We start from the raw sequence: 12,671 nt of genomic DNA, 5'->3' as shown, positions 1-12,671 counted from the left end.
GCCCGGTCCCATTCCGAACCCGGAAGCTAAGGCCACCTGCGCCGATGGTACTGCACTCGACAGGGTGTGGGAGAGTAGGACACCGCCGGAACATCATTGCGAAAGGCCCTCCAGCATTGCTGGAGGGCCTTTTTGCGTTGTGGGACTAGCGCTCTCGCTAGCAGTCCGGGCTCCCGCGTGCCCCCAGAATCGGGGGATTGCAATCCGAACTGTGAATATTTCAGAAACGTCTGTGCGGACCGGCCCGGTCCGTCACCATGGTGCGACGTTGCTTCGGGAGGTCACCATGGATTGGTTGTTCGCTCACAAGTCTCTGCGGCGCGGGGCGGCCGCCCTCGTGCTGCCCGCCGCGCTGATCGGCGCGCTGGCCACCGCCACGCCGGCGCTCGCCGCGCCCGCGCCCGACCCGCTGGCAGGCATCGCCGACGGTGTCGCCGGCGCGGCGAATTCGATTGCCGGCGTCGCCGGTATCGACCTGCCCGACACCTACGGACCCGAGACCGCGATCGTGGTGCTCGGCTACGGTCTGCAACCCGACGGCACCATGCGGGCCGAGCTGGGTAACCGGCTGCACGCCGCCCTGGTCCAGGCCTTCATGTCACCCTCCTCCCCGGTGATCGTCACCGGCGGCAACCCGCGCAACGGGATCACCGAGGCGCAGGTGATGGCGGACTGGCTCAATATCCGCGGGGTCGCCAGGCACCGGATCTATGCCGAGACCCAGGCCGGGTCGACCGTGCAGAACGCGGAGTTCTCCGCGAAGCTGATGGAGGCTCTCGGCATCCACAAGGCCGTGCTCATCACCTCCGCCGACCACATGCGTCGCGCTCTGGACAATTTCATGGCCGCGGGCATTCCGGTGGTCGCGACCATGACGCCCGATGTCGCGCCGCTGTGGGCGCAACCGTTCGGTGCCGGAAACGAGCGATAGGGCACGCCTGAGTCGGTGGCGGGCACTACGATGCGTCTGGCGTTGTCGCGGGATGTGATGTCGCCGCGAGCGGACAGGGGTATGTGATGGACAGGCCTGCGTGGGCACCGGACGGCGTGGATATGCAGCAACCGAGCCCAGCGCGCATGTATGACGCGCTGCTCGGCGGCTCGCACAATTTCGCCGTCGACCGGATGGCGGCGGAGAAGGCGACCGAGCTCGTGCCCGATCTGCCCCGGCTCGCGCTGAGCAATCGCGCCTTCCTGCGCCGGGCGGTGCGGTTCATGCTCGACGCCGGCATCCGGCAGTTCCTCGACATCGGATCGGGCATTCCGACCGCGGGCAATGTCCACGAGATCGTGCACGAGATCGACCCCGAGGCGCGGGTGCTCTATGTCGACATCGATCCGGTCGCCGTCGTCCACTCCCGGACGATTCTGGCGGGCCGGGCGCGGGCCGGCGCGATCGAGGCCGACCTGCGCAAGTCCGAGGACCTGATCGCCAAGGTCGGGGAGACGGGCCTGATCGACTTCGACGAGCCGGTCGGGCTGCTGCTGATCGCGGTACTGCACCTCGTGCAGGACGCCGACGATCCGGTCGGCAAGGTGGCCGCGCTGCGGGAGGCGGTCGCACCCGGCAGTTTCATAGCCATTTCACATCTCACCTCGGCGCTGCGGCCGGAGGATGCCGGTAAGCTGGGTGAGCACTCCGCGACGGAGACCAGGGTCGGCATCCAATTCCGGTCCAGGGACGCGATCGTGGAGTTGTTCGAGGGTTGGGGCATGGTTTCCCCCGGGGTTGTCGAGCTGCCGCTGTGGCGGCCGGAGTCCGAGCGGGATCAGCACGAGAAGCCGGGGCGATCGCTCGGGTTGGCCGGAGTCGCGCGGAGAGACTGAGCCGTCGGTCCGGCGGTGCTCGGAGATGACAGGGTGGACGAGTAGTGGGGTCGTGGGAGCTGGCGCAGCGGTGGGCCGATGCCCTCGACGGCGTCGTCGCTCCCACCCTCAACCGCTCCCAGATCGAGGAGATGCTCGCGGCGCTGTGCACCGGCCTGCTGGAGGCGGCGCGCGGTGGCGAGGACCCCGATGTCGCGCGTCGGACCGCGCGGATGCTGGTCGCCGCCAACTACCGTGATCCGGCGGCGGTCAGCCGTTCGGTCCGGGTGATCTGCGGGGACCTGGTCGAGATCGCCGCCGACGGGCCGGACGATCCGCTCCTGCCCGAGATCAGGGAGCGCGCGATCGGCCTCGCCGCCGATTTCGCCGCGGGCTTCACCGCGGCGCTGCGGGCCGCCGCCCTGGCCGAGCAGGAGGCGACGCTGGCGGCGGTGCTCGCGGCGGCCAGCGAATCCGAGAGCAGGCGGGCACTCTCGGAAGCGCGTTTCGAGGCGGTATTCGACGGTGCCCTGGTCGGTATCGGCACGGTCGACATGACCGGGCGGGTGGTGAACTGCAACGCCACCATGGCCGAGATGCTCGGCCACACCCCGGAGACGATGCCGGGCCGCACGGTCGCCGACATCCTCGGCCCGCAGAATCTCAACGAGGCCTTCGTCGAACTGCAGCGCATGGTCAGCGGCGAATCCGAGAGCTTCCGCACCGAGACCGAGCACCTGCACGACGACGGCGAGATCACCGTGATCGACCTGTCGATGTCGGCGGTGCGCGACGCCGACGGCAACATCCGCTTCCTGATCGGCGTCGCGGTCGACGTCACCGAGCGCAAGCAGCTCGCCGACCGGCTGTGGCACGACGCGAACCACGACGCGCTGACCGGCCTGCCCAACCGGCCGCACCTGTTCAACCGGCTCGCCGACGCCGAACCCCCGATCGGGGTCTGCTATCTGGACCTGGACGGCTTCAAGGAGATCAACGACCTGTGGGGGCACACAGTCGGGGACCGGGTGCTGCGCGTGGTCGCCGACCGGATGCGCGACACCGTCCGGCCGCTGGACGCGATGGCCGCCCGGATCGGCGGTGACGAGTTCCTGGTGCTGGTGGAGGAGTGCTCCGGGTCCGCGCAGCTGTCGACGCTGGCCGACGATCTGATGTCGGTGCTGACCACGCCGCTCGAGGTGGACGGGCACATGCTCGCGGTCGGGGTGAGCATCGGCGCCGCGTACTTCGACGAACTACCCGGCACGGTGGACGAATTGGTGCACGCGGCCGACGCCGCGATGTACCGGCACAAGCACGACACCCGCCGCGATCCAGCCCGGTAGCGGCCGGGCCGGATCGCCGGGCGCCGCTCAGGTGAGCTGGCGCTCGCGGTTCGCTGCCCGCGCGAGTGAGCGGTCGCGCTGTTCCTCGAAGCGCACGACATCCTCGCGCAGCCGGTCCAGGAAGGTGGCGAGCTCCTCGCGCGCCTGCTCCCCGCGCGCGCCGAAATCGGTGCGTTCGAAGACGTTCCACTTGCGCAGCACGGGGAGCAGGACCTCCTCCAGGTGCTGGCGCAGATCGTAGATGCCGTGCTTGGCCATCAGGACGCCGTTGCGGCGCCAGCCGGGCATGCCGGCACCGGGCATCTGGAAGCCGCGCACGATGATGCTGATCGCCTCGATGGCCTGATCGGGCGCCAGGTCGAGCGCGGCCTCGCAGAGATTGCGGTAGAAGATCATGTGCAGGTTCTCGTCGGTCGCGATGCGGGCGAGCAGCCGGTCGGCGATCGGGTCGTCGCAGACGCGGCCGGTGTTGCGGTGGCTGACGCGGGTGGCGAGTTCCTGGAAGGTCACGTAGGCGACCGAATACAGCAGTCCCGCCACGGATCCGGCCCTGATGTCGGTATCGCCTGCCTTGGCGTCGACGACGGCCATCGCCGAATAGCCGTTGGTCATGTGGATCATCCGAGCCTGCTCGAGCGCCACCGGATCGACGCCACGGGTCACCACCAGGTAGTCGCGGATGGCGATGCCGTGCCGGTTCTCCTCGGCGGTCCAGCGGCCCACCCAGGTACCCCAGGCGCCGTCCTTGGAGAAGTTCTCGGCGATCTCCCGGTGGTAGGACGGCAGGTTGTCCTCGGTGAGCAGGTTGGTGATCATCGCCGCCTTGGCGACGTCGGAGAGCTGGGATTGTTGCTGGTCCCAATCGATTCCGCCCATGGCGGCGAAGTTGCGGCCCTCGTCCCACGGCACGTAGTCGTGGGGGTGCCAGTCCTTCGCCGTCGACAGGTGCCGGTCGACGTTGCTCGCGGCGACCGGTTCGAGTTCGATGAGCAGTTCCAGTTGGGTGAGGTTCCTGGCCACGCTCGTGCCCTTTCCATGAAGTGAAAAGCAAGGGTTGCGCTGGTCCGGTAGTGTTGCCCGTCGTCGCCGGGTGCTCTGGGTCGAATGCGACCCACCGACAATAGACCCGGCGGATCGCGCCTCCGAACGACACGGTGCGGCAGCGCCTGTTTCTGAATTTGGGCGCGTCGCGGCGCCTGCATATACGCTCCACCAGTTCAGCTCCATCAGCGGTTCCCGATCAGTCGTGGCATAGCTAGAGAGAGTGAGCGAAAAATATGACGGACATCGTGGTCACGAGCCTGGCGGCGACCACGTCGATCGCGGGCGACGTCGACTCGACCTGGAAGGGTCTGCTCAACGGCGAAAGCGGGATCGACGTCCTGGAGGACTCCTTCATCGATGATTTCGAATTGCCGGTGCGGATCGGTGGCCATCTGAAGGTCTCCCCGGCCGCCTCGCTCACCCGCGAGGAGGCGCGCAGGCTGTCCTATGTCGAGCAGATGGCCGTGGTCCTCGGCCGCGAGGTGTGGCGCAACGCGGGCAGTCCCGAGGTGGATCGCGACCGGCTCGGCGTCTCGGTCGGGACCGGGCTCGGCGGCGCGGAATCCCTGATCTACGCGCGGGACAAGCTCGGCAACGGCGGCTATCGCAAGGTGTCGCCGCTGACCGTCGGCGCCATCATGCCCAACGGCCCGGCCGCCTGCGTCGGCATCGAATTGGGCGCGCGCGCCGGTGTTTCCACCCCGGTGTCGGCCTGCTCGTCGGGCTCGGAAGCGATCGCCAACGCGTGGCGGATGATCGTGATGGGTGACGCCGACATGGTGGTCACCGGCGGCGTCGAGGGGTCGATCCAGGCGGTGCCGATCGCGGCCTTCACCCAGATGCGCGCGATGAGCACCCGCAACGGCGATCCGAAGGCGGCCTCGCGGCCGTTCGACAAGGACCGCGACGGGTTCGTCTTCGGCGAGGCGGGCGCGATGATGGTGATCGAGACCGAGGAGCACGCCAAGGCGCGCGGCGCGACCATCCACGCGCGGCTGCTCGGCGCCGGCGTCACCTCCGACGGATTCCACCTCGTCGCACCGGACCCCGAGGGCACCGGCGCGGCGCGCGCGATGACGCGGGCCATGCAGACCGGCGGGATCAGCCGCACCGACGTCACCCACATCAACGCGCACGCGACCGCGACGCCCATCGGCGACACCGCCGAGGCCAACGCGATCGGCAAGGCGATCGGCTCGCACGCGTCGGTCTACGCGCCCAAGTCGGCGCTGGGCCACTCGATCGGCGCGGTCGGCGCGCTCGAGGCGGTGCTGACCGTGCTCAGCGTGCGCGACGGCATCGTCCCGCCCACCCTGAACCTGGACAACCAGGACCCCGAGATCGATCTGGACGTGGTCTCCGGCGAGGCCAGGCGCGGGCGGATCGACTACGCGGTGAACAACTCCTTCGGGTTCGGCGGGCACAACGTCGCCATCGCCTTCGGGCGGTATTGACGATTGCCACGCGCGGGCGCCCGGTACTGTGCCGGGCGCCTGTGAGTTCTTCTTTGTTCGGCGTCATTGCACGAGTTCAGCCTCTCGGCGAGGCATTGTGCGTTGAAAAGGATAGGGAATGATCGGCGAGACTTTCGACGACTATGTGGACGAACTGGGCAATATCCGGATTCCCGGTGACCAGACCCTGATCGACTTCGTCGACAAACACAGCGAGGCCAACGGGGACGATCTGGCCTACCGCTTCATCGACTATTCGCGGGAGCGGGAGGGGGAATACCAGGAGCTGACCTGGCGTGAATTCGGCGTCCGGCTGCGCGCGGTGGCCGCGCGGTTGCAGCAGGTGACCGAGCCCGGTGACCGGGTGGCGGTGCTGGCACCGCAGGGCCTGGACTACGTCGTCGCGCTGTTCGCGGCGGTGTACGCGGGGAATGTGGCGGTGCCGCTGTTCGATCCGGAGGAGCAGGGCCACAGCGACCGGCTGCACGCGGTGCTCGGCGACTGCGAGCCCGCCGCGGTGCTGACCGTCGCGAGTGCGGCGGCGGGAGTGCGCAACTTCTTCCGTGAGCAGCCCGCCGCGCAGCGGCCGAGAATCATCGCGGTCGAGGCGATTCCGGACACGGTCGGTACGCGCTGGCGCCGCCCCGACATCAATATCGACAGCGTGGCCTACCTGCAGTACACCTCGGGCTCGACCCGGGTACCCGCGGGCGTGGAGATCACCCACCGCGCCGTCGGCACCAATCTGCTGCAGATGATCGATGCCATCGGCATCACCGAGAACGCGCGCGGGGTCACCTGGCTGCCGCTGTTCCACGACATGGGACTGCTGACGGTGATCCTGCCGACCATCGGCGGCAAGTTCATCACCATCATGTCGCCGAGCGCGTTCGTGCGCAGGCCGTCGCGCTGGATCAAGGAGCTGGCGGCCCAGGCCGACGGCGCCGAGATCTACTCGGCGGCACCGAACTTCGCGTTCGAGCACGCGGCGGTGCGTGGCAGGCCCAAGGGTGACGAGTCGCTGGATCTGTCCAACGTGATCGGCCTGATCAACGGCAGCGAGCCGGTGTCGGTGGCCTCGATGCGCAAGTTCAACGAGGCGTTCGCGCCGTACGGGCTGTCCAAGACCGCGATCAAGCCGTGCTACGGAATGGCCGAGGCGACGCTGTTCGTGTCGGCGACCAAGCGCGACGACGAGGCCAGGGTGGTCTACGTCGATCGCGGGCAGCTCAACGCGGGCCGGATGGTGGAGGTCGACGAGCACGCCGACGACGCGGTCGCGCAGGTGTCGTGCGGGTATGTCGCCCGGTCGCAGTGGGCGGTGATCGTCGACCCGGAGACCGGCATCGAACGCCGCGAGGGCGAGGTCGGGGAGATCTGGCTGCACGGTGACAACATGGGCATCGGGTACTGGGGCAGGCCGGGGGAGACGGTGGAGACCTTCCACAACCGGGTGCTCGCCCGCAATCCCGTCGGCAGCCGGGCCGAGGGCGCGCCCGACGACGCGCGGTGGATGCGCACCGGCGACTTCGGCGCGTACCACGACGGCGAGCTGTTCATCACCGGCCGGGTGAAGGACCTGGTGATCGTCGACGGCCGCAATCACTATCCGCAGGATCTCGAGTACTCGGCGCAGGAGTCGAGCACCGCGCTGCGGCCCGGGTTCGTCGCGGCGTTCTCGGTGCAGGCGGGGCAGCTGCCCGCGGCCGTGCTCGAGGCGGGCGGGATCACCGACGAGATGGCCGAGGCGCTCGTCGTCGTCGCCGAACGCGGTACCGGCGCGGCGAAACTCGATCCAGCGCCGATCGTGGACACGGTGCGGGCGGCGATCGCGCGCAGGCACGGGGTGACGGTCCGCGATCTGCTGCTGGTGCCCGCGGGGTCGATCCCGCGCACGTCGAGCGGCAAGATCGCCCGGCGGGCCTGCAAGGCGGCCTATCTGGACGGCACGCTGCGCGGTGGGCACCGCCAGGACGCCTACCCGGACGCGCCGGAGGAGTGAGCCGGTTCGGCCACCGGGTTCCGGTGGCCGAACCGCGATCAGTTGACGCAGGGGATGGTGCTGCCGATGGTGGTGGTCACCGGCTTTCCCGCATCGGGCAGCGGCATCGTCGAGGTGCCGGGCACGGTCGTCGTCGGGGCGGTGGTGGTCGTCGTCGTGGTGGTCGGCGCCAGCTCGGTGGGCAGGGTGAAATCGGCGCCGACGACCACGCGGACATGGCCTTCCTCGACGGTGGCGGACGCGGAAACCGGTAGTCCGCCGAGGGTTTCGGCGAGCGCCCTGGCGTCCTCGGCCGCGCCGGGGCCGTAGGTGAGGGCCGAGGTGGGAGCGTCCCCGGTGGTCCCGTTGCCGATCTCGCCCGCCCGGTAGCCACGGGCGGTCAGCGCGGCCGACAGCGTCGCGGCCTGACCGGACACCCCGCCGACATTGTGCACGTCGACGACGCTGGTCGGCGTCCGCGCCGGGGTGGTGGTCGCCGCCACCTCCTGCCCGAACGCCGCCCGCACCTCCCGTTTGATCGCGGCCGGGTCGACGATATTGACGTCCTGGCCGTCGATCACGTCGTAGCGCACCACCGGCAGCGTGCGGAACTCCACCGGCAGCGACCCCGCGGCGCCCAGCTCGCGGGCGAAGTCGAACAGATTCCAGCCGTCGGAGAGCACCACGTCCTTGTGCGCCACGTCCATCAGCTGCGAGAGCCTGCTCAGGTTGGTGAGCGTGCCGGAATCCTTGAGCGACTTGGCCACCGAGGTGAGGAACGCCTGCTGACGGTGTGTGCGATCCAGGTCGCCGTTGCGCAGGCCGTGGCGTTGCCGGACGAAGGCCAGCGCGTCGGAGCCGTTCAGGTGCTGACGGCCCGCCGGGAACACCGCGCCGGAGTACGCGCTGTCGTCGACCGCGTTGTTCAGGCACACGTCGACGCCGCCGACCGCGGTCGCCAGGTCGTAGAACCCGGCCAGCGAGATCTCGGCGAACCGATCGATCGGCACCCCGACCAGATTGCGCACGGTCGACACGATCGACGCGCGGCCCGCCTCCCGGCCGCGCCGCTCGAGCACCACCGGGTCCTTCTCGCCCTGCTCGATCAGCTTCGCCTGCACCGCGGCCTTCTTCAGGCCGTAGGCCTCCTTGATCTTGATCTGCGAATAGCCGGGGATGCCGGAGACCGGGACGTAGTCGTCGCGCGGGATGGAGAACGCGACGATCTTGCTCAGGTCGGCCGGGATGTGCAGCAGGATCAGCGAGTTCGCGTTGTAGCCGCCCTCGGTGCCGTCGCCGGCGTGCAGCTGGTCGAGGATCTCCTTGGGCAGGTCGTTGCCGTCGAGATCCTTGCGGGTGTCCAGGCCGATCAGCAGGATGTTGACGGCACCACCGCCCGAGCGCGGCGCGTCCTCGCCGAGCGCGGTGGAATGGGTGAAGCCGGAATCGAAGTCCTGCTTGGCCGACCAGGCCAGGCCGGTGCCGGTGAGCACGGCCAGCGCGGTCGTCGCGCCGAGCATCCTGGCCATGATCAGCGCCGCGCGCCGGAAACCGCCGCGGCGGTCGCGGTGTTCGGCGTGGCGAGCCGGTCGGCCGACGCGCTGTGGTCCATGTCCGGGTGTGTCCCGGCGCGGTGGGGGCGCCGGGGTGTCGTGTGTTCGGTTCACCGCAGTGCGCTACCTGCCTGCCACTGTTCCCACGGAACGCTCCAGTCGCCGTTCTGCCACACCTCGAGCGGCGCGCCGCCGGTATTGCGGATCTCCACCACGTCGCCGGGCTGGGCGAAGTCGTAGAACCATTTCGCGTTCTCGCCGCTGAGATTGAGGCAGCCGTGCGAGACGTTGGTATTGCCCTGCGCCCAGACGGTGTCGTCGAGCTGATGCAGGTAGATGCCGTCGGTGCTGATCCTGGTCGCCCAGCCGATGGTCTCCTTGTAGCCGAGCCGGGAGTTCACCGGCAGGCCGTAGGTGGAGGAGTCCATGATCACCGGGTTGGCCTTGTCCATGACGGTGTAGGTGCCCGGCTGGGTCCAGAAGGTGATGGTCTTGCCGCCGATGACCTCGCTGCCGCCCCGGCCCATCGAGGTGGGCATGGTGCGGATCAGGGTGCCGTTCTCGTACACCCGCACCTGCTTGTCGTTGTCGTCGACGATCGAGACGTGCGAGGGGCCGATGGTGAAGCTGGTCCTGGTGTCCTCCTGGCCGTACAGGCCGCCGCCGAGGTCCTTGCCGTAGATGTCGGCGGCCAGGGTGACCTTGGTGCCGGGCGCGTAGTAGTTCTGCGGGCGCCAGTGCGCGTTGCGGTTGTCGAGCCAGTACCAGGAGCCGGTGACCGGCGGGTCGGTGGTGACGCTGAGCTGCTGTTGCGCGGTCGCCCGGTCGGGGACGTCCTCGTCGAAGTGCGCGACGACGACGGTGCCGACGCCGTAGCTGTCCGCGGGGTCGAGCGCGGCGCCGCCGGTGGTGCGGAAGTACACCTTCGTCTGGTTGTTCGGTGCGAGGGTCGAGAACGAGGAGGTGATCGGTCCCACGGTGCCCATCACGGTGAGCGCTTCGGCGCCGACGGTGTAGGTGTGGCCGTAGCCGAGCGGTTCGGCGGGCTTCCAGGCCGTCTGATCGGGGGTGAAGATGCCCTCGACGGCGCGACCCTGCTCGTTGGTCATGGTGACCGAGGTCAGCTTGCCGTCGCTGGTGCTGACCCGGACCGGCGCCAGCGGGTCGACGTCCGTCGCGCCCGCCGCGGGCGCGACGGTGATGACCGGGTCGGGTGGGGCGGTGGACTGGGTTCCCGAATCGGTGGAGCCACAGGCCGCGAGGAGCAGCGCGAGCCCCGCGGCGAGTCCGGCCCGCCATCGACGTCCTGACATTCGCCCCTCCTGTGCCCGTGTCCGAGTCAGCCCTGGAGGCCGACCTCGACATCGAGCGAAATGGTGATCTTGTCGCCGATCACGGCGCCGCCGTTGGCCATCGGCATCTCGGTGGTGATCCCGAAATCACGGCGGTTGATGGTGGTGGTCGCGGTGAAACCGGCGACCGGCGCGTCGGTCATGCCGGGGCCCGCGCCGAGGAACTCCACGGCCAGGGTGACCGGCCGGGTGGTGCCACGGATGGTGAAATCGCCGGTGACGTCGAATTCGGTGCCGGTGGGCCGGAACCCGGTGGCCGTGAAGGTGGCGAGCGGGTAGTGGGACACGTCGAAGAAGTCGGCGGTGGCCAGGTGGTCGTCGCGCTGTGGGTTGTCGGTGGTGACCGAATCGACCCGGATCTCGACGTCGGCGTCGGCCGAACCGTCGGGGCGGATGACGAGCGTGCCGGAGAAGATCGTGAACCGGCCGCGCACCTTGCTCACCATCAGATGGCGTACGGCGAATTCCAGGGCCGAGTGGCTCGGGTCGATGACCCAGGTGCCCGCGGACAGTCCCTTGGTTGGTGCCGACATGATCTCTCCTCACTGAGCGGACCGGCCGGGACGGCCGTCGTGACGTGAAGCGATGACGGCACCCAGCGTAACCCCGCGTCAGTCCTCGCTGCTGTTGCGATCGCCGAGGAAGCGCAGCAAGGCCGGGTCGGTGGAGGCGAACCGGTCGACCTCCTGACCGCCCGTGCACTCGAACAGGCCGATGGTCACCGTGTCGGCGCGCCGGGCCACCACCCGCCAGATCGCGCCGGAATCGGCCCAGCGCCGCAGGGTCTCGATCGGGTCGGCGCTCACGGCTCGACCGTATCGCTCCCGGCCGCCCGTGGCTCGCGGTAGTTCGCGGCGACCAGCGCCAGGCTGGCCGCGGCGATCAGCGCGACGACGAGGTACATGGCCGGGTAGCCGAAGCCGAAGCCGCTGTGCAGGGCCGACAGGACGGCGGGCACACCGAAGCCGAGGTAGCTCACCGAGTAGAAGACCGCGTTCAGGCCGGCGAGGTCGCCCGGGCCCGCGATGCGCTCGATCTGCTGGAGCCCGGCCACCAGGCCGATGCCGTAGCCGCTGCCGAGCACGACGGCGGTCAGCAGGGTCACCGGGATGCTCAGGGTGGCCGCGGTCCACGACGCCAGCACCATGCCCGCGGTGAGCAGCACCAGGGCGACGACACCGGCCCGCGCGGTACCGGGCCGGTCGATCTTGCGCGCGACCGACTGGATCGTGAATCCGCAGCCCAGTGTCACCATGGTGACCAGCGCGGAGAAGGCGATCGGGGCGCCCTGGACGCGCGGCAGCATGAGCGTCGGGAGTACCGCGTAGGCGGTCGCGTTGGCGGTGAACAGCCACAGCGCGATCGGCACCGCGACCCGCAGGAATCGGCGATGGCCCGCGGCGGGGATCGTCAGATCGTCGCGCAATCTGCCCGGGTTCCGCTGCCGCGTCACCGTTTCCGGTGACCTGGCCAGCCAGACCGAGGTGGCGACGCACAGCGCCGCGTTGACGAGATAGGCGGTGGAATCGGGCAGCGGACCCCACTGCGCCAGCACCCCGGCCACCCCGGCGCCGAGGGCGAAACCCGCGGTCAGGCTCATCGCCGAGCGGCGCGCGCCGACTCCGGCGGCCGCCGCGGCGTACGGCGGCTGGGACAGTTCCTTGAGCCAGCTGCCGCCGACCGCCATCGCCAGGCCGAGCGCGACGCCGCACAGCATCCGGCCCGCCGCCAGCAGCGGCACCGAGGCGGCGCCCACCGCGAGCAGCAGCGACCCGGCGGCCGCGATCAGCGGGGCGGGCAGCATCAGCGGGCGACGGCCGAACCGGTCCGACAGCGGACCGCCGATGAGCAGCGCGGGCACGATGCCGAGGACGTAGTAGAACAGCAGCAGATCGACCGCCGTCAGTGGCAGGCCGTGGCTCTTGTACATCACCAGCAGCGGTGTGAACTCGTTGCCGCCCCAGGCGATCGCGACCATCGCCGCGGAAACGCCGAGCCAGGCGCGGGTGCGAGAGCCGGTGACAGCACCGGGCCGTTCACTGGTGAGAATCGCCATCACAGGCCCTTTCCGTCGTGCGCGCACCGGGGGACGCGCACGGGGCGAATGGTGGCAACCGGTCTCATTTTAGGCGCGG

At 69.6% G+C, this 12,671-nt stretch carries 11 protein-coding genes and 1 rRNA gene; 6 read left to right on the top strand and 6 right to left on the bottom strand.

Translation table 11 applies throughout. The features are described from left to right. The 4 genes from rrf to ACFYWJ_RS31305 all read left to right on the top strand — a co-directional run. Nucleotides 1-91 (top strand): 5S ribosomal RNA (gene rrf / locus ACFYWJ_RS31320); the annotation flags it as partial. 204 nt (nt 92-295) lie between these two features. Continuing rightward, the gene (locus ACFYWJ_RS31315) at nt 296-931 is read left to right on the top strand and encodes a YdcF family protein (protein WP_355276583.1); all 636 of its coding nucleotides are present in this window, start codon (nt 296-298) and stop codon (nt 929-931) included. Between the two features lie 86 nt (nt 932-1,017). Further along, nucleotides 1,018-1,827 (top strand): SAM-dependent methyltransferase, encoded by an 810-nt coding sequence (locus ACFYWJ_RS31310; RefSeq protein WP_355276585.1) that lies wholly within the window; start codon nt 1,018-1,020, stop codon nt 1,825-1,827. Between the two features lie 44 nt (nt 1,828-1,871). Beyond that, nucleotides 1,872-3,152 carry a sensor domain-containing diguanylate cyclase gene (locus tag ACFYWJ_RS31305; RefSeq protein WP_355276587.1) on the top strand — a complete coding sequence of 427 codons (1,281 nt, stop codon included), beginning with the start codon at nt 1,872-1,874 and terminating at the stop codon, nt 3,150-3,152. Nucleotides 3,153-3,179: 27 nt separating this feature from the next. On the opposite strand, the gene ACFYWJ_RS31300 is transcribed toward ACFYWJ_RS31305, so the two are convergent. After that, complete coding sequence (locus tag ACFYWJ_RS31300) at nt 3,180-4,172, bottom strand: acyl-ACP desaturase (protein ID WP_355276589.1); 993 nt, start codon at nt 4,170-4,172, stop codon at nt 3,180-3,182. Between the two features lie 257 nt (nt 4,173-4,429). On the opposite strand from ACFYWJ_RS31300, the gene ACFYWJ_RS31295 reads away from it, so the two are divergent. Together ACFYWJ_RS31295 and fadD32 are read left to right on the top strand one after the other, a co-directional pair. Continuing rightward, on the top strand, nt 4,430-5,650 hold the full coding sequence (locus tag ACFYWJ_RS31295) for a KasA/KasB family beta-ketoacyl-ACP synthase (RefSeq protein WP_355276591.1): 1,221 nt from the start codon (nt 4,430-4,432) through the stop codon (nt 5,648-5,650). A gap of 118 nt (nt 5,651-5,768) precedes the next feature. Continuing rightward, nucleotides 5,769-7,652 (top strand): long-chain-fatty-acid--AMP ligase FadD32, encoded by a 1,884-nt coding sequence (fadD32, locus tag ACFYWJ_RS31290; RefSeq protein ID WP_387162825.1) that lies wholly within the window; start codon nt 5,769-5,771, stop codon nt 7,650-7,652. Between the two features lie 38 nt (nt 7,653-7,690). Here the strand turns inward: fadD32 and ACFYWJ_RS31285 are convergent, their stop codons facing one another. The 5 genes from ACFYWJ_RS31285 to ACFYWJ_RS31265 form a co-directional block, all read right to left on the bottom strand. Further along, nucleotides 7,691-9,160: an LCP family protein gene (locus ACFYWJ_RS31285; protein WP_387163104.1), complete on the bottom strand. Its 1,470-nt coding sequence runs from the start codon at nt 9,158-9,160 to the stop codon at nt 7,691-7,693. A 134-nt stretch (nt 9,161-9,294) separates the two neighbouring features. Continuing rightward, a complete protein-coding gene (locus ACFYWJ_RS31280) occupies nt 9,295-10,497 on the bottom strand; it encodes an Ig-like domain-containing protein (protein ID WP_355276595.1) in 1,203 nt (400 codons plus the stop codon). Between the two features lie 26 nt (nt 10,498-10,523). Next, entirely contained in the window at nt 10,524-11,069 is a 546-nt protein-coding gene (locus ACFYWJ_RS31275; RefSeq protein ID WP_355276597.1) for a YceI family protein, read from the bottom strand. 78 nt (nt 11,070-11,147) lie between these two features. Then, complete coding sequence (locus tag ACFYWJ_RS31270) at nt 11,148-11,342, bottom strand: hypothetical protein (RefSeq protein WP_355276599.1); 195 nt, start codon at nt 11,340-11,342, stop codon at nt 11,148-11,150. After that, complete coding sequence (locus ACFYWJ_RS31265; protein WP_355276600.1) at nt 11,339-12,592, bottom strand: MFS transporter; 1,254 nt, start codon at nt 12,590-12,592, stop codon at nt 11,339-11,341. Before ACFYWJ_RS31265 ends, ACFYWJ_RS31270 begins: the two co-directional genes overlap by 4 nt. Nucleotides 12,593-12,671: the final 79 nt, after the last annotated feature.

Origin of the sequence: Nocardia sp. NPDC003269, assembly GCF_042888005.1 — a bacterium.
In the GTDB taxonomy this organism is placed as follows: domain Bacteria; phylum Actinomycetota; class Actinomycetes; order Mycobacteriales; family Mycobacteriaceae; genus Nocardia.
Note: the sequence above shows the minus strand (reverse complement) of the source record. Positions and strands in the feature narration are given on the sequence as shown.

Bases quoted from the DNA above. Each gene is read 5' to 3' on its own strand.
- ACFYWJ_RS31275 (WP_355276597.1), bottom strand. From the start codon at position 11,069: ATGTCGGCACCAACCAAGGGACTGTCCGCGGGCACCTGGGTCATCGAC.
- fadD32 (WP_387162825.1), top strand. From the start codon at position 5,769: ATGATCGGCGAGACTTTCGACGACTATGTGGACGAACTGGGCAATATC.
- ACFYWJ_RS31310 (WP_355276585.1), top strand. From the start codon at position 1,018: ATGGACAGGCCTGCGTGGGCACCGGACGGCGTGGATATGCAGCAACCG.
- ACFYWJ_RS31265 (WP_355276600.1), bottom strand. From the start codon at position 12,592: ATGGCGATTCTCACCAGTGAACGGCCCGGTGCTGTCACCGGCTCTCGC.
- ACFYWJ_RS31280 (WP_355276595.1), bottom strand. From the start codon at position 10,497: ATGTCAGGACGTCGATGGCGGGCCGGACTCGCCGCGGGGCTCGCGCTG.
- ACFYWJ_RS31295 (WP_355276591.1), top strand. From the start codon at position 4,430: ATGACGGACATCGTGGTCACGAGCCTGGCGGCGACCACGTCGATCGCG.
- ACFYWJ_RS31285 (WP_387163104.1), bottom strand. From the start codon at position 9,160: ATGGCCAGGATGCTCGGCGCGACGACCGCGCTGGCCGTGCTCACCGGC.